17 protein-coding genes, 18 tRNA genes and 3 rRNA genes are annotated in these 18,538 nt (G+C 41.2%); 34 read left to right on the top strand and 4 right to left on the bottom strand.

The features are described from left to right. The first annotated feature begins 252 nt into the window (after positions 1–252). The 3 genes from ACZ5AE_RS14915 to ACZ5AE_RS14905 all read left to right on the top strand — a co-directional run bounded on the left by ACZ5AE_RS14915 (position 253) and on the right by ACZ5AE_RS14905 (position 1,847). Positions 253–459 carry a hypothetical protein gene (locus tag ACZ5AE_RS14915; RefSeq protein WP_464565079.1) on the top strand — a complete coding sequence of 69 codons (207 nt, stop codon included), beginning with the start codon at positions 253–255 and terminating at the stop codon, positions 457–459. A 108-nt stretch (positions 460–567) separates the two neighbouring features. Continuing rightward, positions 568–1,527: an aldolase catalytic domain-containing protein gene (locus ACZ5AE_RS14910; protein WP_464565077.1), complete on the top strand. Its 960-nt coding sequence runs from the start codon at positions 568–570 to the stop codon at positions 1,525–1,527. Between the two features lie 116 nt (positions 1,528–1,643). Further along, positions 1,644–1,847 carry an SE1832 family protein gene (locus tag ACZ5AE_RS14905; protein WP_464565076.1) on the top strand — a complete coding sequence of 68 codons (204 nt, stop codon included), beginning with the start codon at positions 1,644–1,646 and terminating at the stop codon, positions 1,845–1,847. 74 nt (positions 1,848–1,921) lie between these two features. Here ACZ5AE_RS14905 and ACZ5AE_RS14900 read toward each other — a convergent pair whose 3' ends face one another. Both ACZ5AE_RS14900 and ACZ5AE_RS14895 read right to left on the bottom strand, forming a co-directional pair. Beyond that, on the bottom strand, positions 1,922–2,917 hold the full coding sequence (locus tag ACZ5AE_RS14900; protein WP_464565074.1) for an LLM class flavin-dependent oxidoreductase: 996 nt from the start codon (positions 2,915–2,917) through the stop codon (positions 1,922–1,924). 18 nt (positions 2,918–2,935) lie between these two features. Continuing rightward, complete coding sequence (locus ACZ5AE_RS14895) at positions 2,936–3,220, bottom strand: DUF3219 family protein (protein WP_464565072.1); 285 nt, start codon at positions 3,218–3,220, stop codon at positions 2,936–2,938. 179 nt (positions 3,221–3,399) lie between these two features. On the opposite strand from ACZ5AE_RS14895, the gene ACZ5AE_RS14890 reads away from it, so the two are divergent. Next, positions 3,400–3,783, top strand: a complete 384-nt coding sequence (locus ACZ5AE_RS14890) for a PaaI family thioesterase (RefSeq protein ID WP_464565070.1) — start codon at positions 3,400–3,402, stop codon at positions 3,781–3,783. Positions 3,784–3,790: 7 nt separating this feature from the next. Here ACZ5AE_RS14890 and ACZ5AE_RS14885 read toward each other — a convergent pair whose 3' ends face one another. Continuing rightward, positions 3,791–4,744: an AEC family transporter gene (locus ACZ5AE_RS14885; protein WP_464565069.1), complete on the bottom strand. Its 954-nt coding sequence runs from the start codon at positions 4,742–4,744 to the stop codon at positions 3,791–3,793. Between the two features lie 624 nt (positions 4,745–5,368). Here ACZ5AE_RS14885 and ACZ5AE_RS14880 point away from each other — a divergent pair. From ACZ5AE_RS14880 to ACZ5AE_RS14735, 30 genes are all read left to right on the top strand, one after another. Beyond that, a 16S ribosomal RNA gene (locus tag ACZ5AE_RS14880) occupies positions 5,369–6,918 on the top strand. A gap of 202 nt (positions 6,919–7,120) precedes the next feature. Continuing rightward, positions 7,121–10,055: ribosomal RNA gene (locus tag ACZ5AE_RS14875) — 23S ribosomal RNA — on the top strand. 329 nt (positions 10,056–10,384) lie between these two features. Then, positions 10,385–10,501: ribosomal RNA gene (rrf, locus tag ACZ5AE_RS14870) — 5S ribosomal RNA — on the top strand. Together the 16S, 23S and 5S rRNA genes with 18 tRNA genes alongside form the textbook arrangement of a ribosomal RNA operon. Before the next feature lie 125 nt (positions 10,502–10,626). Continuing rightward, positions 10,627–10,717 (top strand) — tRNA-Ser (locus tag ACZ5AE_RS14865). A 19-nt stretch (positions 10,718–10,736) separates the two neighbouring features. After that, positions 10,737–10,811 (top strand) — tRNA-Glu (locus ACZ5AE_RS14860). Between the two features lie 5 nt (positions 10,812–10,816). Further along, a tRNA-Val gene (locus tag ACZ5AE_RS14855) sits at positions 10,817–10,892 on the top strand. A gap of 21 nt (positions 10,893–10,913) precedes the next feature. Then, positions 10,914–10,998, top strand: a tRNA-Leu gene (locus ACZ5AE_RS14850). A gap of 7 nt (positions 10,999–11,005) precedes the next feature. Then, positions 11,006–11,080 (top strand) — tRNA-Gly (locus tag ACZ5AE_RS14845). A gap of 22 nt (positions 11,081–11,102) precedes the next feature. After that, a tRNA-Arg gene (locus ACZ5AE_RS14840) sits at positions 11,103–11,179 on the top strand. An 18-nt stretch (positions 11,180–11,197) separates the two neighbouring features. After that, a tRNA-Pro gene (locus ACZ5AE_RS14835) sits at positions 11,198–11,274 on the top strand. Positions 11,275–11,291: 17 nt separating this feature from the next. Next, a tRNA-Ala gene (locus ACZ5AE_RS14830) sits at positions 11,292–11,367 on the top strand. A 21-nt stretch (positions 11,368–11,388) separates the two neighbouring features. After that, positions 11,389–11,465 (top strand) — tRNA-Met (locus ACZ5AE_RS14825). A 7-nt stretch (positions 11,466–11,472) separates the two neighbouring features. Next, a tRNA-Ser gene (locus ACZ5AE_RS14820) sits at positions 11,473–11,565 on the top strand. Positions 11,566–11,824: 259 nt separating this feature from the next. Then, a tRNA-Met gene (locus ACZ5AE_RS14815) sits at positions 11,825–11,898 on the top strand. 3 nt (positions 11,899–11,901) lie between these two features. Then, positions 11,902–11,978 (top strand) — tRNA-Asp (locus ACZ5AE_RS14810). Between the two features lie 29 nt (positions 11,979–12,007). Continuing rightward, positions 12,008–12,083: transfer RNA gene (locus tag ACZ5AE_RS14805), tRNA-His, on the top strand. A 17-nt stretch (positions 12,084–12,100) separates the two neighbouring features. After that, positions 12,101–12,174 (top strand) — tRNA-Gly (locus ACZ5AE_RS14800). A 4-nt stretch (positions 12,175–12,178) separates the two neighbouring features. Continuing rightward, positions 12,179–12,253: transfer RNA gene (locus ACZ5AE_RS14795), tRNA-Gln, on the top strand. Between the two features lie 4 nt (positions 12,254–12,257). Next, positions 12,258–12,332 (top strand) — tRNA-Gly (locus ACZ5AE_RS14790). Positions 12,333–12,340: 8 nt separating this feature from the next. Beyond that, a tRNA-Cys gene (locus ACZ5AE_RS14785) sits at positions 12,341–12,415 on the top strand. Between the two features lie 6 nt (positions 12,416–12,421). Further along, positions 12,422–12,503: transfer RNA gene (locus ACZ5AE_RS14780), tRNA-Leu, on the top strand. 161 nt (positions 12,504–12,664) lie between these two features. Further along, positions 12,665–12,826: a hypothetical protein gene (locus tag ACZ5AE_RS14775; RefSeq protein ID WP_464565067.1), complete on the top strand. Its 162-nt coding sequence runs from the start codon at positions 12,665–12,667 to the stop codon at positions 12,824–12,826. Between the two features lie 57 nt (positions 12,827–12,883). Beyond that, complete coding sequence (locus ACZ5AE_RS14770) at positions 12,884–13,135, top strand: hypothetical protein (RefSeq protein ID WP_464565065.1); 252 nt, start codon at positions 12,884–12,886, stop codon at positions 13,133–13,135. A 267-nt stretch (positions 13,136–13,402) separates the two neighbouring features. Beyond that, positions 13,403–13,615 (top strand): tyrosine-type recombinase/integrase, encoded by a 213-nt coding sequence (locus ACZ5AE_RS14765; protein ID WP_464573639.1) that lies wholly within the window; start codon positions 13,403–13,405, stop codon positions 13,613–13,615. A gap of 73 nt (positions 13,616–13,688) precedes the next feature. Beyond that, entirely contained in the window at positions 13,689–13,826 is a 138-nt protein-coding gene (locus ACZ5AE_RS14760; RefSeq protein WP_464565064.1) for a hypothetical protein, read from the top strand. Between the two features lie 225 nt (positions 13,827–14,051). Further along, positions 14,052–14,258, top strand: a complete 207-nt coding sequence (locus tag ACZ5AE_RS14755; RefSeq protein WP_464565062.1) for a hypothetical protein — start codon at positions 14,052–14,054, stop codon at positions 14,256–14,258. Between the two features lie 508 nt (positions 14,259–14,766). Continuing rightward, entirely contained in the window at positions 14,767–14,928 is a 162-nt protein-coding gene (locus ACZ5AE_RS14750; RefSeq protein ID WP_464565060.1) for a hypothetical protein, read from the top strand. A 72-nt stretch (positions 14,929–15,000) separates the two neighbouring features. Further along, positions 15,001–15,441 (top strand): hypothetical protein, encoded by a 441-nt coding sequence (locus tag ACZ5AE_RS14745; RefSeq protein WP_464565058.1) that lies wholly within the window; start codon positions 15,001–15,003, stop codon positions 15,439–15,441. Further along, the gene (locus ACZ5AE_RS14740; RefSeq protein WP_464565056.1) at positions 15,441–15,893 is read left to right on the top strand and encodes a DUF6884 domain-containing protein; all 453 of its coding nucleotides are present in this window, start codon (positions 15,441–15,443) and stop codon (positions 15,891–15,893) included. Before ACZ5AE_RS14745 ends, ACZ5AE_RS14740 begins: the two co-directional genes overlap by 1 nt. A gap of 77 nt (positions 15,894–15,970) precedes the next feature. Continuing rightward, positions 15,971–17,305 (top strand): GIY-YIG nuclease family protein, encoded by a 1,335-nt coding sequence (locus ACZ5AE_RS14735; RefSeq protein ID WP_464565054.1) that lies wholly within the window; start codon positions 15,971–15,973, stop codon positions 17,303–17,305. Between the two features lie 588 nt (positions 17,306–17,893). On the opposite strand, the gene ACZ5AE_RS14730 is transcribed toward ACZ5AE_RS14735, so the two are convergent. Beyond that, entirely contained in the window at positions 17,894–18,283 is a 390-nt protein-coding gene (locus ACZ5AE_RS14730) for a DoxX family protein (protein WP_464565052.1), read from the bottom strand. Positions 18,284–18,538: the final 255 nt, after the last annotated feature.

Here is an 18,538-nt window from a genome sequence, read left to right as displayed (position 1 = left end):
CTAAAAATTAAGTTACACCTGTTGAACAATTATGTCAAGAGGTGATGCACGGGGACGGATCTCATGCTTCATTAGCATAAGACCCTCCACAAACATCTTGATCTCATAATTATGTCGCAATTTGTCGAAAAATATATAAAAATGTACGCGTTTTCACCTGATATGATAGGTTCTATACAAATATTCTAAATATTCGCCCCTTTGTGATTAGCCAGTAAAAATACATTTATCGGTCTGACAGGAGGTATATCAATGTGCAAAAAACAAAGAAACAAAAATGTAGCTGTAAATTTTGAAATACCAGAACAGATCTTACAAAGTTTTAGTGATGCTGTCGAAAGAAATGGAAAGTCAATGAGTGACGTGCTTAGGTTATATATGCAAAAATACATATGGAAACAAAGTGAATTGCAAAGAAATAGACAAATGCGGCGTCAAAGTCTTGGAGCCAAGAGATAGAAAAACCCAAGTATTTCTAGACATGTCAGTTTGACACCTTTAAAGGATTCATGGTATATATATTCAAATTATGTCAAATGGGCATAACCACAGGGGGTATTTAAAATTATGGAACATCGCAGCAAAATTTTAGATTGTACAATCCGAGATGGGGGATTAGTTAACAATTGGGACTTCAGTGTCGAATTTGTCCAGGACTTGTATAATGGATTAAGTGAGGCAGGCGTTGAATATATGGAGCTTGGCTACAAAAATTCTGCTAAACTTCTAAACGCAACTGAGCCAAATCCATGGAGATTTCTTGATGATAACTTCCTGAAGGAAATCATTCCTGAGAAAAAGTTCACGAAGCTATCTGCTTTAGTAGATATTGGCCGTGTAGACCCAAACGATATCCTGCCTCGTGAGCAAAGTGTGTTGGATATGATCAGGGTAGCCTGCTATATCCGTGAAGTGGACAAGGGCTTGGAGCTTGTCCAAATGTTCCATGATTTAGGCTATGAGACAACGCTCAATATTATGGCATTATCCAGCGTTCCTGAACAGAAGCTTATTGAAGCAATGGAAATGGTCAAAGAAAGTCCAGTAGATGTTGTGTATATTGTTGACTCCTTTGGAAGCTTAGACCCGGCAGATATTGCGCATCAAGTGAAAAAGTTTCAAGCAATGCTTCCTAACAAGCAGCTTGGAATTCATACTCATAACAATTTGCAGTTAGCATTTGCCAATACATTGACCGCACATCAAAATGGGGTTACCTTCTTGGATTCCTCTGTTTACGGCATGGGACGGGCGGCTGGAAACTGCAATACAGAGCTTCTAGTCAGCTACATAAAAAAACCAAGCTATGAACTTAAACCGTTACTTGGTGTAATCGAAAAGCACATGTTAGACATGAGAGAAAAATGGGAATGGGGCTATATCATTCCTTATATGATCTCTGGTGTCCTAAATGAGCATCCACGGGTGGCAATGGCTTATCGAAATAGTGATGAGCGTGACAAATTCGTTGACTTCTATGACAAGGTAACAACACCTGAAGCAACTTTAGCAACTACTACTAGGTAGTTAATTAAATGTACAGCCGCCTGCGGGCGGTTCTTTTTTTGGGGAGTAAAGCAGCTGGGCAGATTAGTGGCGAAAACAAAACAAATTTGTAATCATGAAAAGATGATTTAAGACATATGGAGAGTGAACCGATAATGGACAAAAAACAGATTGAGTATAAAATTTTAGAGTTGAAAGATGAATACCTACAGCTGCAACATAATCTAGAAAAATTAGAGTATGTAAATGGAAACATAGCCCCGTTGGAAAAACGACTATTTGAAATTGAAGTGGAATTGAATTCTCTTAATCAATTATTACGAAAAATGGCCAGACAATAAAAACTCAGTTAAAGAGACCATCGAAATGATGGTCTCTTTTCTTGTATCAATGTTCTAATATCTATATTAGATAGTTATAAAAGCACTTTTTCCGCGACGAGTCGATAGGATTCGATGCGATCCTTCGGAGAATGTGTAATCGTTAATATCATAATTTCATCTGCATTATATAAAGCTTGTAACTGCTCAAGTTTCTTTTTTACTTCTAGCGGATTGCCTATGATCATCTTCTGTTTCATTGCTGCTACTTTTTCTAGTTCTTTTTCATTAAGTTCAATTTGCTTTGCTTCCTCGATGGAGGGCACAAATTTGCCTTCGCCTTTTTCCTTCTGCAATGACCAAATTAAATTACATAACGCGATGTCTTCTGCTTTTTCGGTTGTTTCCGCACAAACCACGTAAACAGTTAACAATACCTGAGGGGCTTGGCCGTGTTGGTTAGGTTGAAAGGTATCAAGATATTGTTGGATGATTTCTGCTCCGTCTTTATCACTCATGAACTGGCCGAATGCATATGCCAAGCCGTGTTCAGCAGCAAGCAGGGCACTTTTTTTACTTGTACCAAGAATCCACGGCAGCGGCGGCACTTCCGGCAGGGGAGAGGCCTTTACTTTTGAAAACTCGTGTTCTTCAGGAAAATCATTTTTTAAAAAGTGAAGCAGTTCTTTTACTAAGTCAGGCATTTTCCAAACCTGTTGTAAAAAGTTATCGGATAAAGCATTCGTTGCTTCCGCTGAACCGCCCGGTGCACGCCCAATGCCTATATCAATACGATTCGGATATAAGGTAGCCAGCATATTGAAAACCTCGGCCACCTTATATGGTTTATAATGCGGCAATAAAACCGCCCCAGAACCGAGGCGAATCCGTTTGGTATTGGCACCAATATAACTGATCATCACTTCAGGGGCAGAGCAGGCGAGACCTGGCAAATCATGATGTTCGGAGATCCAATATCGTGTGTACCCTAGCTCATCTCCAGCTTGGGCTAGCTTCAACGATTCATCCAATGCCTCTTTTGCTGTTTGATTGGAGGAGATGGGAGATAAATCTAATATGCTTAATTTCACTGCACCATGCCTTCTTTCTTAATTCTTCACTTCGAGTAAAGTCAATGTAAAAATGCCTACTTGTCCTTTTTCATATAGGTTCGTAACAGAAGTGGAATATTGTTGAATGGTCCCTCTAAACGCTAAACCAGTTTCAGGAACTTTTACATCAAAGGACCCTTCATATAGCAACACTGTAGTTTTGTGGTATTCCTCGCTCGTAACTTTAAATTCAATAAAAATTTTATGTATACCGTCCTCAAGCGCTTCTTTATATTTGTCTACACGAATGGAAGTATCATTTAAGATAATTTCATTAACCATGCACACCACCCCTTCTTTGTTTGTATGAAAAAATAATAGCACTAGGCTAATAGGGTAGCAAATAAGATGAAACTTTCCCTTTTTTATGTGGACAATTCATTTTAAATTAATCAGATTTGTTGCAGAATGAAAAAAACTAATGTAATATTCGAAATGTTAATTCTATTTAAAGAGGTGCCATGATGTTTATAAAGCAGCCATTTGATGAACTACTAGGTTTTAAGTACAAAAAAATAGATGAAGATCATTTAGAAATACAATTGCCGATTCAAGCTTTATTCCTAAATAGTGCAGGCGTTGTCCATGGGGGAGTTATCTCATCGCTGGCTGATGTAGCTATGTCAAACTTGATACCAGCTAAAGATAATGGGATCCAGCAGGCGTTAACAGTCGATTTAAATGTGTCATTTTTAAAAGCGGCAACTGGCGAATCTTTGATTGCAAAAGCCCAGATAGATAAGCAGGGAAGGAACTTAATCCACGCCGAGTGTTTGATTTATAATGATAAACAGGAACTCGTAGCAAAATCTAAAGCCATTTTATTTCGGATAACTCAAGAATAAATTCCGTTTAATGGCTAAAAATCGAATAATAAAAAACTTGGCAAATAAAATAAAGAAGTGGAATGGTGATGATACATAACAAAGTCGTTAAAATTACTCCAAATGATGCAAATAAAGTATCGCCGCCATATTTTTGTGCGTAAAGTGGGATTGTTGGAGCAGATGGCATACCTGAAACAATTACTGCAATAGCCAGGATTGGGAAAGAGAAAGAAAATGCAGCAAAGGGTAATAGAAGAAATGGGATAATTAGAAGCTTAGTTATGGCTGATTTCCATAAGTAGGAATTTTTTAATAGTAAGAAAAAATTCTTGGTTTGCATATTTGCAATAAAACAACCTATTAGGATCATTGAAAGTGGAACGGTCATTTTACCAACACTTTCGAGTCCATTTGAGATCGACTCCGGCCAGTTCAGTGGAGTAAATAAAAACACAAGCCCCGTCAAGGTGGAAAGAATGCCTGGATTTAAAAATAAATTTTGCCAGATCATCGTTTCTTTGTTCTTCGTAAACAGGAAAATCCCATACGTCCAAATGAGAATTAAATAATATAGATTAAATACGGTTAGATAAACAATCCCATTTTGCCCAAACAAAATAAACGTGACTGCATAACCGATAAAACCTTGGTTACCAAAAATGATAATTCCTTCATAAACACTTTTTTGATTTTCTGGAAGCAGAGAGTGTTTATTCATTAAAAATGCTAACATAATAGAAAGGGTAAGGATATACATCGACATGGCGATAAGCCAAATGAAGTCTTTACTTAAGGAATAGGAAAAGGAAATATCCAATGAAAATAAAATGAGTGCGGGCAATGTAACATATAGAATCAGTTGGGTTAGGACATGGTTGGCCTCTTTGTTTAAAATGTTTGTTTTTCTCAGGATAAACCCAAGAACCGCCATGCAATAAAGAGTTAACATTTCTTGTGAAAACGTCCATGTTGATATCATCAACCATCCCTCCTGATGGTTAGTTTATTTGGATGGTCATCATAAAGTTCTTTATCTAATGCTTTTTTCAACAGTTTCTTATATAAGATAAGCCCATTTCATTTATAAATTCTTAGCACATACATTGTTCATTATTTGGAAAAAATTTCAGGTTGATGATACATGAAAATCGCGATATATTATAAATCCGTCACTTACACGAGTGACAAAAGACATGATACATTTTTTGTTGGATTCATGAAATCAAAAAAAATTCTTGCAATGTAAAAAGGTATGTGATAAAATAATTAATGTCGCTTTTGAAACAGATCATTAACTTCTTGTTTTGGAAGAAATTGATGGTTGCTAGATTAAGAGATATGAGTTATAATATAATTCTTGTCTCTTGTACAAGCGGCATAGATAGTTCTTTGAAAACTAAACAAACAAAAACGTCAACAAACAATAATAATCATGTTTCTTCTATATAAATAGAAAACATGAGCCAACGTAACATTTTGAGCTAATCAACTCAACTTTTCCCCGTATTAACGCGCAGTAATATCCTTCGGATAAACTGCCCGTAAATACCCGGAAAATTCGACTAACCATCACGGGAAAAACATCCGCGACGGAAGTCTCATTTTTTTGGAGAGTTTGATCCTGGCTCAGGACGAACGCTGGCGGCGTGCCTAATACATGCAAGTCGAGCGAATCACTGGGAGCTTGCTCCTGGTGGTTAGCGGCGGACGGGTGAGTAACACGTGGGCAACCTGCCTGTAAGACTGGGATAACTTCGGGAAACCGGAGCTAATACCGGATAATTTCTTCCCTCGCATGAGGGAAGGTTGAAAGTCGGTTTCGGCTGACACTTACAGATGGGCCCGCGGCGCATTAGCTAGTTGGTGAGGTAACGGCTCACCAAGGCGACGATGCGTAGCCGACCTGAGAGGGTGATCGGCCACACTGGGACTGAGACACGGCCCAGACTCCTACGGGAGGCAGCAGTAGGGAATCTTCCACAATGGACGAAAGTCTGATGGAGCAACGCCGCGTGAGCGATGAAGGCCTTCGGGTCGTAAAGCTCTGTTGTCAGGGAAGAACAAGTATCGGAGTAACTGCCGGTACCTTGACGGTACCTGACCAGAAAGCCACGGCTAACTACGTGCCAGCAGCCGCGGTAATACGTAGGTGGCAAGCGTTGTCCGGAATTATTGGGCGTAAAGCGCGCGCAGGCGGTCCTTTAAGTCTGATGTAAAAGCCCACGGCTCAACCGTGGAGGGTCATTGGAAACTGGGGGACTTGAGTGCAGAAGAGGAAAGCGGAATTCCACGTGTAGCGGTGAAATGCGTAGAGATGTGGAGGAACACCAGTGGCGAAGGCGGCTTTCTGGTCTGTAACTGACGCTGAGGCGCGAAAGCGTGGGGAGCAAACAGGATTAGATACCCTGGTAGTCCACGCCGTAAACGATGAGTGCTAAGTGTTAGAGGGTTTCCGCCCTTTAGTGCTGCAGCTAACGCATTAAGCACTCCGCCTGGGGAGTACGGCCGCAAGGCTGAAACTCAAAGGAATTGACGGGGGCCCGCACAAGCGGTGGAGCATGTGGTTTAATTCGAAGCAACGCGAAGAACCTTACCAGGTCTTGACATCCTCTGACACTCCTAGAGATAGGAATTTCCCCTTCGGGGGACAGAGTGACAGGTGGTGCATGGTTGTCGTCAGCTCGTGTCGTGAGATGTTGGGTTAAGTCCCGCAACGAGCGCAACCCTTGATCTTAGTTGCCAGCATTCAGTTGGGCACTCTAAGGTGACTGCCGGTGACAAACCGGAGGAAGGTGGGGATGACGTCAAATCATCATGCCCCTTATGACCTGGGCTACACACGTGCTACAATGGATGGTACAAAGGGTAGCGAAGCCGCGAGGTGAAGCCAATCCCATAAAACCATTCTCAGTTCGGATTGCAGGCTGCAACTCGCCTGCATGAAGCCGGAATCGCTAGTAATCGCGGATCAGCATGCCGCGGTGAATACGTTCCCGGGCCTTGTACACACCGCCCGTCACACCACGAGAGTTTGTAACACCCGAAGTCGGTGGGGTAACCGTAAGGAGCCAGCCGCCTAAGGTGGGACAGATGATTGGGGTGAAGTCGTAACAAGGTAGCCGTATCGGAAGGTGCGGCTGGATCACCTCCTTTCTAAGGATATAAGCTGGACCTATGAGCCAGACAATACATGTTTGTTTGATTGTTTCTTGTTTGTTTAGTTTTGAGAGAATTATCTCTCAGAACTTTCGTTCTTTGAAAACTAGATAATCGTAAAAGAAGAAGTAACCAAGTAAGAACCGAGTAATCGCCATTTTAGTTTTTCTCTCTTATTTTTAAGAGTAAAAACCTTATAGGTTAAGTTAGAAAGGGCGCACGGTGAATGCCTTGGCACTAGGAGCCGATGAAGGACGGGACTAACACCGATATGCTTCGGGGAGCTGTAAGTAAGCGCCGATCCGGAGATTTCCGAATGGGGAAACCCACTGTTCGTAATGGAACAGTATCTTTACCTGAATACATAGGGTATTGATGGCAGACCCGGGGAACTGAAACATCTAAGTACCCGGAGGAAGAGAAAGCAAACGCGATTCCCTGAGTAGCGGCGAGCGAAACGGGAACAGCCCAAACCGAAAGGCTTGCCTTTCGGGGTTGTAGGACACTCAACATGGAGTTACAAAGGAACGGGGTAGATGAAGCGGTCTGGAAAGGCCGGCCATAGAAGGTAAAAGCCCTGTAGTCGAAACTTCGTTCCCTCCTGAGTGGATCCTGAGTACGGCCGGACACGTGAAATCCGGTCGGAAGCAGGGAGGACCATCTCCCAAGGCTAAATACTCCCTAGTGACCGATAGTGAACCAGTACCGTGAGGGAAAGGTGAAAAGCACCCCGGAAGGGGAGTGAAAGAGAACCTGAAACCGTGTGCCTACAAGTAGTCAGAGCCCGTTCATGGGTGATGGCGTGCCTTTTGTAGAATGAACCGGCGAGTTACGATTGCATGCGAGGTTAAGTTGAAGAGACGGAGCCGCAGCGAAAGCGAGTCTGAATAGGGCGAAATAGTATGTAGTCGTAGACCCGAAACCAGGTGATCTACCCATGTCCAGGGTGAAGTCCAGGTAACACTGGATGGAGGCCCGAACCCACGCACGTTGAAAAGTGCGGGGATGAGGTGTGGGTAGCGGAGAAATTCCAATCGAACTTGGAGATAGCTGGTTCTCTCCGAAATAGCTTTAGGGCTAGCCTCACGTAGTTAGAGTCTTGGAGGTAGAGCACTGTTTGGACTAGGGGCCCTCATCGGGTTACCGAATTCAGACAAACTCCGAATGCCAATGACTTATCCGTGGGAGTCAGACTGCGAGTGATAAGATCCGTAGTCAAAAGGGAAACAGCCCAGACCACCAGCTAAGGTCCCAAAGTATACGTTAAGTGGAAAAGGATGTGGAGTTGCTTAGACAACCAGGATGTTGGCTTAGAAGCAGCCACCATTTAAAGAGTGCGTAATAGCTCACTGGTCGAGTGACTCTGCGCCGAAAATGTACCGGGGCTAAACGTATCACCGAAGCTGTGGGTGGACACCATGTGGTGTCCGCGGTAGGAGAGCGTTCTAAGGGCGTTGAAGCTGGACCGTAAGGACTGGTGGAGCGTTTAGAAGTGAGAATGCCGGTATGAGTAGCGAAAGATGAGTGAGAATCTCATCCACCGTATGCCTAAGGTTTCCTGAGGAAGGCTCGTCCGCTCAGGGTTAGTCGGGACCTAAGCCGAGGCCGAAAGGCGTAGGCGATGGACAACAGGTTGATATTCCTGTACCACCTCTTTATCGTTTGAGTGATGGGGGGACGCAGGAGGATAGGGTAAGCGCACTGCTGGATATGTGCGTGTAAGCAGTTAGGCTGAGAAGTAGGAAAATCCGCTTCTCATCAGGCTGAGCTGTGATGCCGAGGGAAATATAGTACCGAAGTTCCTGATTCCACACTGCCAAGAAAAGCCTCTAGCGAGATGAATGGTGCCCGTACCGCAAACCGACACAGGTAGGCGAGGAGAGAATCCTAAGGTGAGCGAGAGAACTCTCGTTAAGGAACTCGGCAAAATGACCCCGTAACTTCGGGAGAAGGGGTGCTTTTTGGGGTGAATAGCCCCGAAGAGCCGCAGTGAATAGGCCCAGGCGACTGTTTAGCAAAAACACAGGTCTCTGCAAAGCCGCAAGGCGAAGTATAGGGGCTGACGCCTGCCCGGTGCTGGAAGGTTAAGAGGAGGGGTTAGCTCACGCGAAGCTCTGAATCGAAGCCCCAGTAAACGGCGGCCGTAACTATAACGGTCCTAAGGTAGCGAAATTCCTTGTCGGGTAAGTTCCGACCCGCACGAAAGGCGTAACGATCTGGGCACTGTCTCAACGAGAGACTCGGTGAAATTATAGTACCTGTGAAGATGCAGGTTACCCGCGACAGGACGGAAAGACCCCATGGAGCTTTACTGTAGCCTGATATTGAATTTTGGTACAGCTTGTACAGGATAGGTAGGAGCCTGAGAAACCGGAGCGCCAGCTTCGGTGGAGGCGTCGGTGGGATACTACCCTGGCTGTATTGAAATTCTAACCCGCACCCCTTATCGGGGTGGGAGACAGTGTCAGGTGGGCAGTTTGACTGGGGCGGTCGCCTCCTAAAATGTAACGGAGGCGCCCAAAGGTTCCCTCAGAATGGTTGGAAATCATTCGCAGAGTGTAAAGGCACAAGGGAGCTTGACTGCGAGACCTACAAGTCGAGCAGGGACGAAAGTCGGGCTTAGTGATCCGGTGGTTCCGCATGGAAGGGCCATCGCTCAACGGATAAAAGCTACCCTGGGGATAACAGGCTTATCTCCCCCAAGAGTCCACATCGACGGGGAGGTTTGGCACCTCGATGTCGGCTCATCGCATCCTGGGGCTGTAGTCGGTCCCAAGGGTTGGGCTGTTCGCCCATTAAAGCGGTACGCGAGCTGGGTTCAGAACGTCGTGAGACAGTTCGGTCCCTATCCGTCGTGGGCGCAGGAAATTTGAGAGGAGCTGTCCTTAGTACGAGAGGACCGGGATGGACGCACCGCTGGTGTACCAGTTGTCTTGCCAAAGGCATCGCTGGGTAGCTATGTGCGGACGGGATAAGTGCTGAAAGCATCTAAGCATGAAGCCCCCCTCGAGATGAGATTTCCCATAGCGTCAAGCTAGTAAGATCCCTGAAAGATGATCAGGTTGATAGGTCAGAGGTGGAAGCGCGGTGACGTGTGGAGCTGACTGATACTAATCGATCGAGGACTTAACCAAAACGAAAAGCGGAAGCGGCCGGTTAGCAACGTATGGCCTGGAGGGCTTTGACTGAGATAAGTGTAAACTCGCCGATTGGCAAGCCGTTAGGCGCAGACAGAGGCGAAGTTGAACTTATGCGTTCAGAATTTAGTAATAAATTCTGATTAGCTAAAGGAAACACGATGAGCGAAAGCGAATCAATGTTGACTTATCGTAGGGAAAAGACCGAAGGACACTAGTTGCTGGACGTTGGAGCTAGACAATGAACAATGTAATTTGGTGGACTCGTTCTTATTTACTTCTTCTGCATTATCTAGTTTTGAGGGAATGAAAACCTCTAAAAATAGTCCGGCAGCAATGGCGAGAAGGTCACACCCGTTCCCATCCCGAACACGGAAGTTAAGCTTCTCAGCGCCGATGGTAGTTGGGACGCAAGTCCCTGTGAGAGTAGGACGCTGCCGGGCTAAGACAGAAATTCAACTTTCTGTCTTTTTTCTTCCCCTATAATGAATTTGGAAGAAATTAGCCGTTGATAGAAAAGTAGAGATATGCGAAAATATTCACTGTCGCTTCTTTTATATAATATAATGGAGAGCTGTCCGAGTGGCCGAAGGAGCACGATTGGAAATCGTGTATACGTTAACCGCGTATCAAGGGTTCAAATCCCTTGCTCTCCGCCATCAATATATTTTTTTAAATGGCCCCTTGGTCAAGCGGTTAAGACACCGCCCTTTCACGGCGGTAACACGGGTTCGAATCCCGTAGGGGTCACCATTTACGGAGGATTAGCTCAGCTGGGAGAGCATCTGCCTTACAAGCAGAGGGTCGGCGGTTCGATCCCGTCATCCTCCACCATTACAGCTAATTACTTCTTTTGCGGGTGTGGCGGAATTGGCAGACGCACCAGACTTAGGATCTGGCGCCTTCGGGCGTGGGGGTTCGACTCCCTTCACCCGCACCATTTATTTGCGGAAGTAGTTCAGAGGTAGAACACCACCTTGCCAAGGTGGGGGTCGCGGGTTCGAATCCCGTCTTCCGCTCCAATTTTTCAATAAAACTAATAATGCGCCCGTAGCTCAATTGGATAGAGCGTCTGACTACGGATCAGAAGGTTATGGGTTCGACTCCTGTCGGGCGCGCCATCAATATAATTCAATTTTCGGGAAATAGCTCAGCTTGGTAGAGCACTTGGTTTGGGACCAAGGGGTCGCAGGTTCGAATCCTGTTTTCCCGACCATTCTTACTAAAATCAATGGGGCCTTAGCTCAGCTGGGAGAGCGCCTGCTTTGCACGCAGGAGGTCAGCGGTTCGATCCCGCTAGGCTCCACCATTTAATTTAAATATGTAATTTGGCGGTGTAGCTCAGCTGGCTAGAGCGTACGGTTCATACCCGTAAGGTCGGGGGTTCGATCCCCTCCGCCGCTACCATTTATTCGGAGGAATACCCAAGTCCGGCTGAAGGGATCGGTCTTGAAAACCGACAGGCGGGTTAAACCGCGCGGGGGTTCGAATCCCTCTTCCTCCGCCATTAGACTGTTATTTTTTTAAATTGTATCAATTGATCTCTTTCTTGAATATACTTTTGAAGAATTAATACAGTCAGATATCAACTTTATGCATATCTTTGCAAAGTATTTCTTATTATCGCGGGGTGGAGCAACGAGCGTTGCTTCGATGAATAACCTGCGAGTTGTATCAATCGAGCTGCTGCTTGAATAAGCTTTCTGAGATTGATACAGTCATACGTTAGCTTTTAGCATGACGTCAACTTTTGTACTTTTTATTATCGCGGGGTGGAGCAGTCCGGTAGCTCGTCGGGCTCATAACCCGAAGGTCGCAGGTTCAAATCCTGCCCCCGCAATTCGGTCTGGTAGTTCAGCTGGTTAGAATGCCTGCCTGTCACGCAGGAGGTCGCGGGTTCGAGTCCCGTCCAGACCGCCACTATTTATATTTTTATAAAAGCCAATATGGCGGTTGTGGCGAAGTGGTTAACGCATCGGATTGTGGTTCCGACATTCGTGGGTTCGATTCCCATCAGCCGCCCCATATATATATTTAATAATGCGGGTGTAGTTTAGTGGTAAAACCACAGCCTTCCAAGCTGTTGTTGTGGGTTCGATTCCCATCACCCGCTCCATTATTGGGCTATAGCCAAGCGGTAAGGCAACGGACTTTGACTCCGTCATTCGTAGGTTCGAATCCTGCTAGCCCAGCCAATATGCGGAAGTAGTTCAGTGGTAGAACACCACCTTGCCAAGGTGGGGGTCGCGGGTTCGAATCCCGTCTTCCGCTCCAAACAATATGGCGGCATAGCCAAGTGGTAAGGCCAAGGTCTGCAAAACCTTTATCCACCGGTTCGAATCCGGTTGCCGCCTCCAACTTATGCCGGTGTGGCGGAATTGGCAGACGCGCACGACTCAAAATCGTGTTCCTTCTGGAGTGTCGGTTCGACCCCGACCACCGGTATTAAAAAAAAGGTTAATCCTTTATTAGTCAATGCTTTGAGCGATCGGAGCATTGACTTTTTTTGTGCTTTATTTTGCTAAAGTAATCTCCGAATCGTGTATACAATAATTTTCGATTATTTAATACCTTTAAGACCATTTTTCTTAAAGGGAGAGATATTATTGGCTGTAATTAAAGGAAAGAAAAAAGCAAAAATGGAGAAAACCGTGGAGGAACTTTTTAATGATTTTCAGATGGATAACAGAATAACAAACTTATCTGAAATGACCATTAGATTCTATGATCAAAATCTAATTCACATTATGAGATTCCTAGACGATTAGGGAATTCAGCTTGTTAAATCACTTGAAAAGGATCACATTGATGAATTCATTTTGTTCTTGAAGGAAAAAGGCTTAAAGGCAACAACAATTAACACCTATCTGAGAGCTGCTAGAGCGTTTTTGTATTATTCAATGCGTGAGCAGCATTTAAACAAATTTGAGATTAATCTAATTAAAGCCGATAAGGAGCAAAAAGAGCCTTATTCAGAAATTGAAATTAAGAAGCTAATTAAAAAACCGAATATAAAGGAATGTGGATTTGTCAAACATAGAAATTGGGTGGTAGTTAATTACCTGCCTGAGACTTGAAACAGGCTTAATACTATACTCAACTTAAAAGTTGCTGATGATTTGGAAAATGGAATGGTTGTTTTAACGACAACCAAAAACAGAAAAGCACAGTTTAATCCGATCAGCGAAAATTTAGTAAAAATCTTAAACGAATATTTCAGGATGTATCAATTTGAATAGGATGATTTCTTGTTCATTAATGAATTAGGAGAAAAGATGACCAGGAATTCTGTACAGCATACAATTGCACGATATAACAATAAAAGAGGCGTAGAATGAACTTCTATTCATGCATTTAGGCATACTTTTGCAAAATACTATGTAACGAGTGGCGGGAATGCATTCAAGCTACAACGATTATTAGGACATTCAACACTTGATGTTACCTTAAACTATGTAAATTTGTATTCAAAAGATTTGAAAGAAGGGTTTAACAAGCATAGTATCCTCTCGAATTTTACTGAAAACCCAAGAATGAAGAGGGGACGAAAATCATAATGATACAAGAATGTTGAAGATCCGTTTTGCTTACAATAATTAATTCAAATGGACACTGAAAGAGGCAAAAACATTGAAAACACCTAAAAAGGAAACCATAAATATAAAAGAAATATTAGCAAGAAATACAGATAACATTAAGGTAACAGAAGTGAATAAACCAAACATCGACCAAATGGCGATGGCATTTTTAGAAATTTTGAAAAAATAATTTTAGTCCTTTAAAATAAAGTAAAAGCGTTGTTTTTTTAAAATTTTTATTTGGTTAGGATTTATTTAAAAAACAAAATATATCAATCAAGAAGAGAATTTGAGAACTCACAGTAGCCGCTGTGGGTTCTTTTGCATTATAGCAAAAATTAGCAGTATGTCTTTTTGTTTTGTATGAAAATTGTCCATGCTAGATAATAACAGAAAAGTATGGAGGCTTAAATATATGAATAAATTCAGCGATCGATTAACAAGCGAAGAAAAAGAAAAGCTTATAGCAGGTGTGCAGCCATTATTAAAATTTATGGAGAAATTCTATCAGCAAAATCAGGATGTACTTGATAAAACGGATGAATGGGGAGCCATTACTGGATTGGGCCTTGAAGAAATGGACGAGCTGGAATTATGGGAGGTAATCCAACTCGTTCGTTAAAAAATGACTCCAAGAGAAATTGAGTTATTGGATAGCATTATCCCTCAACTTTATGTTATGCCTAATAGTTTTGTATTTCGTTTAAGGGATAGGGGCGTTTTAAGTAAGTGAACAGATTTATAACAAATTAGTACGAGATAAAATTCCGTAAATAGTTAAACAGGATAACAAAGTTCCGATTACACACGTTGCTACCGAACAAGAGGTTAAGCCGTTATTGTTGTATAAATTAATAGAAGAACTGGAAGAGTTTAAGTCTACCCCTAACGAAGAAGAGGTTAGCGGATATATTAGAAGTAATTGACGGTATAGTGCAGGCCTTTAACTTAGATATGGACAAGGTATTAAAGGTAAAAGCTGATAAGTTAGAAAAACGAGGCGGTTTTAAGAAAAGGATTGTTTTGGAAAAGGTCATAGAAGGAGAATTGTAGGTGTGTTTTATTTATAATAGTGCGGTGTAATCAACATTAATATACATATAAGAGTGCTTATGTAGGAGAGTTAGTATATGGATAACAAAACTCAACTTTGGGATGTTTTTTGTTTACAACACAAAGTTATCGAAAAGGGTGTTCCTCTATTTGAAGTTGATAATGGGATAGTTAAAACCTTCAAATATGGAAATAACAATCGTAATATGCTCATGAGAAGCACCCAAATGGAATCTTAATTAATAAACGAGGTACAAAAGGTAATCATCGACTTTGAGGAAAAGTCAGAAAAATATGATGGAGTAATTTATATGATGTTTTGGAAAAATGCAAATTCAGTTATACCATTATTTATTGGCAAATCAGAGAAATATGGGAAAATTAAATGTAACCTATCCATAAATATAAAGAATATTATACTAAATCAGGCGTTTTTTTGTAGATGGGGATATAATTACGCTTATCACATAGGTGATTTAAGTGCAGTAGTTTGTGAGGGACATCCAGAAATTAAGAAATCAAAGAAATATTATAAGTGGGCTGAAATGTTATTCGAAGATTATCCAAGTAAAACCCCCATATTAAAAAATAATACATATTTTTGGATTAAGGCATTGAGTAAAGAAGATATTGGTGTTTGGAAGGAATACGGTAAGACTTCACTGACATTTCTAGAATACTTATTAATAGGTTTAGCGAGTGACATATTTACTGAAAAACTTTTAAACGAAGAAGGAGTTATCCGAAAATAATGAAACGCCTTTGTATTATACCATGTGGTTCAAAAAAGATATGGGATATTAGACCAGATGTTGGACCAACTGAAGCAAAAAATGTTTATGTAGGTACTTATCATAAAAAATGTCAGGCATATGCTTCACGTTACTTTGAACACTGGGTTATACTTTCGGCTAAACATGGCTTTTTATCTCCACATGATATGGTCCCTTCAAACTACGATGTTACATTTAATTCTAAAAATGCAGAAATCGTTAGTTTAACCGTGCTTAAGCATCAAATTGCTAACAAACATTTAGGTGATTATGATGAAATAGTTGTTTTGGGAGGTAAGGAGTATAAAAAAGTTGTTGAACAGGCTTTTGGTAGTAATAAAATCTTTCAATACCCATTAAGCGACTGTAGGGGTATAGGTTATATGCAACAGAAATTGAAAAATTCTCTCCAAAATAATGAAGAAATATAATGGAATAATACATAGAATTATTTTGGTGAAATGCAAGTGAAGATTCCTTAGCTATTACGTGAAAAGGGGTTAATAAAATGGGGTTGTTTAGCAAATTCTTTGGAAATAAAAAGCAAGAAAAACAGAATAGTAAACAGGAAGACCTCGAAAACAACGGAGAATTACAGAAACATGAAAACACGAGTAAACAGCCTAAAAATGCTAACGATGATGGAATAGGCATGGGTCTAACTATTAATATTTCATCTGACGAAAAAAATGGCTTTTCTATTTCTTCATCTCCCGTGGGCGTTGCTACAGGTAGTACAGCAACAGATTTTTATGTGTATGAATGGTTTATTAAAAATACTGGTGAAATATTTTATGTTGGAAAAGGACGTGGGGATCGTTATAAAACGTTCCATGAACGAGCATATGAAGCTGAAAAGATACGTAAAATGTATGATACGGACTCTCGCTTTGTTGGAACGAGGTTAATTGAAGAACAAGCACTAGATTTAGAGAGTAAAGAAATGACAAGAATACTAAATGAAACAAACGATAGGCTAACGAACCGTATAATTCCATTATTTACGAAAAGAGGCAACGGATACGACCGAAGTCCTAACACACCTGAACTTCAATTTGAAACTGCTCCTTGTCTTTACGCAAGCGAGATAGACGAACATTACTTTGGAATAAAGCGTCGATCATTTGATGAAGTTAAGTACGAAAATTTAAAAGCGGTAGTCTTTATCACTCGAAGTATGCGAGATGAAATCAATATCATTTATGGCAGGAACTTAGAGAAATATCAAGGTGAAACAATAGCAAAATTATCAAATAACGGCAACAAAATACTTAAAAGTAAATATGCAAAATCAGTTACTGCTTGGATATATATTGGTGACGATTACGTTGTTAATTATGAGATTGTCCAAGAGCAAGCATTCGAGAAGCTAGGGAGAAATATACCTACATATCATTTAATTGATGTTTGGAAGTTTTTAAAAGAAAAGTTTGGCGAAATTGAAGTTGTTCCAACAGAAGGGATATCTGTTAATCCAATTCACAATCGTATTCCGCTAAAAGAAATAAAGAACCTACAAAACTGGGACAAAGGCTTTGACGCAGGTATGCCATATTGGGAAAAAGGTGACAAGGAACGAAAAGCAGGCAACCTTGAACGAGCTATTGAGCTATTTGATAAAGCACGATACAACGGTTATAATGCTCCAGCTTTATATAATTCGTATGCAATGACATATCGAAAACTTAAAACCTTCGACAACGAAATTGCAATCATTGACGAAGCGATTGAACGTTTACAATCTGAAAAAATTAATGTAAACGAAACTCACATTCTGGAATTAAAAGAACGTAGAGCAAAAGCCCTTGCTTTGAAAAAAAAATTAAATAATTTGCCACGTTAATAGAAAAGGAAACAAAAAGGAATTGACGTATGTTGCAATCCAACTTATCATTAAAAAGTTGGTATTTAATAATCGTATGGACAATTACAAATAAAGCATTGAAAATAAAGTCATAAACCTTATACCCGTGCCTATTCCACGGATTTATCAGACGCGCACGACTCAAAATCGTGTTCCGTGAGGAGTGTCGGTTCGACCCCGACCACCGGTATCATTTAAGGCAAGAAAGCCTAATAGGAGTACTACCAACAAAAAGCGAAAAAAATACGCTAAGCAAATTTCGTCAAAAGAAAGCCGATTTTTCCTACGCTAAGGAAGTATCGGCTTTTATTGTCACTTTGAAATTTAAAGGAGTAAGCTCTTTGCGCTTATCACAACATTTTAACGATGAAACTACAACGCAACTATGAGCCTTTCCCTGATCACCCCAGAGTATTCACACACAATCCTGACCGAAGGATATGATAACTGTTCTTTAAATAAAAGATTTACGGGAAAACTCGTTTTTAAAAATATATTGCCTAACATCTATTAATAAAATAAAGCAGGGGTTACCTTTGCTTTATTTTATTTAGGACTTAACCTTTGTTAAAAGTTAATAGCATCCCAAGACCAATCTTGTATCTGGAGTAGCATTAACACCACGGATGCCAATGCGATGTTTTTCATAAATTGGGTTTGTTCCCCCATTTTTTTCATTGGGTCTTCTAATGTCCAGAAGTTGTGAACCGTAAATGCTGATATCAGCAAGAATATAAAAAGTAATAATACTCCCAGTCCAACATAAAAGCCGGTTAAAATAGTTACTCCGCCAATTATTAACATAAGACCCGAAACGATAACGGAGGTACCTGGCATAGGAATCTTTTTATATTGAGATGCTTGTTTCAACGCCTGAAAATTAGAGAAGTGATTAAAACCCACCATTATAAAATATGCCCCAAAAAGAGCACGACCTATTAACCATAAAATACTCATTCTAAATTCATCCTTTTTAGTTATTTGTTTTATTAATCTCGAATTAAATTATACTTAATTCGAGATTGATAATAATATTTCATACAAAGTCTATTCTCTACTAATGTGAACGATTTGATGATCAGGCTAGCAATCTAGTATGGCAAAACGAATCTAATGCCACGTCCGACTACAACAAGAAAAATCATACAGGTGCTAAAGTAGCCGTAGAGGCCTTTTTAAGGAATAAACGCCATTTTAGAAAATTGTTACCTT

Source organism: Neobacillus sp. S1227, assembly GCF_055385255.1.
Note: the sequence above shows the minus strand (reverse complement) of the source record. Positions and strands in the feature narration are given on the sequence as shown.

Bases quoted from the DNA above. Each gene is read 5' to 3' on its own strand.
- ACZ5AE_RS14750 (WP_464565060.1), top strand. From the start codon at position 14,767: ATGGATAACAAAACTCAACTTTGGGATGTTTTTTGTTTACAACACAAA.
- ACZ5AE_RS14735 (WP_464565054.1), top strand. From the start codon at position 15,971: ATGGGGTTGTTTAGCAAATTCTTTGGAAATAAAAAGCAAGAAAAACAG.
- ACZ5AE_RS14740 (WP_464565056.1), top strand. From the start codon at position 15,441: ATGAAACGCCTTTGTATTATACCATGTGGTTCAAAAAAGATATGGGAT.
- ACZ5AE_RS14915 (WP_464565079.1), top strand. From the start codon at position 253: ATGTGCAAAAAACAAAGAAACAAAAATGTAGCTGTAAATTTTGAAATA.
- ACZ5AE_RS14895 (WP_464565072.1), bottom strand. From the start codon at position 3,220: ATGGTTAATGAAATTATCTTAAATGATACTTCCATTCGTGTAGACAAA.
- ACZ5AE_RS14910 (WP_464565077.1), top strand. From the start codon at position 568: ATGGAACATCGCAGCAAAATTTTAGATTGTACAATCCGAGATGGGGGA.
- ACZ5AE_RS14755 (WP_464565062.1), top strand. From the start codon at position 14,052: ATGAATAAATTCAGCGATCGATTAACAAGCGAAGAAAAAGAAAAGCTT.
- ACZ5AE_RS14745 (WP_464565058.1), top strand. From the start codon at position 15,001: ATGATGTTTTGGAAAAATGCAAATTCAGTTATACCATTATTTATTGGC.
- ACZ5AE_RS14890 (WP_464565070.1), top strand. From the start codon at position 3,400: ATGATGTTTATAAAGCAGCCATTTGATGAACTACTAGGTTTTAAGTAC.
- ACZ5AE_RS14730 (WP_464565052.1), bottom strand. From the start codon at position 18,283: ATGAGTATTTTATGGTTAATAGGTCGTGCTCTTTTTGGGGCATATTTT.
- ACZ5AE_RS14885 (WP_464565069.1), bottom strand. From the start codon at position 4,744: ATGATATCAACATGGACGTTTTCACAAGAAATGTTAACTCTTTATTGC.
- ACZ5AE_RS14905 (WP_464565076.1), top strand. From the start codon at position 1,644: ATGGAGAGTGAACCGATAATGGACAAAAAACAGATTGAGTATAAAATT.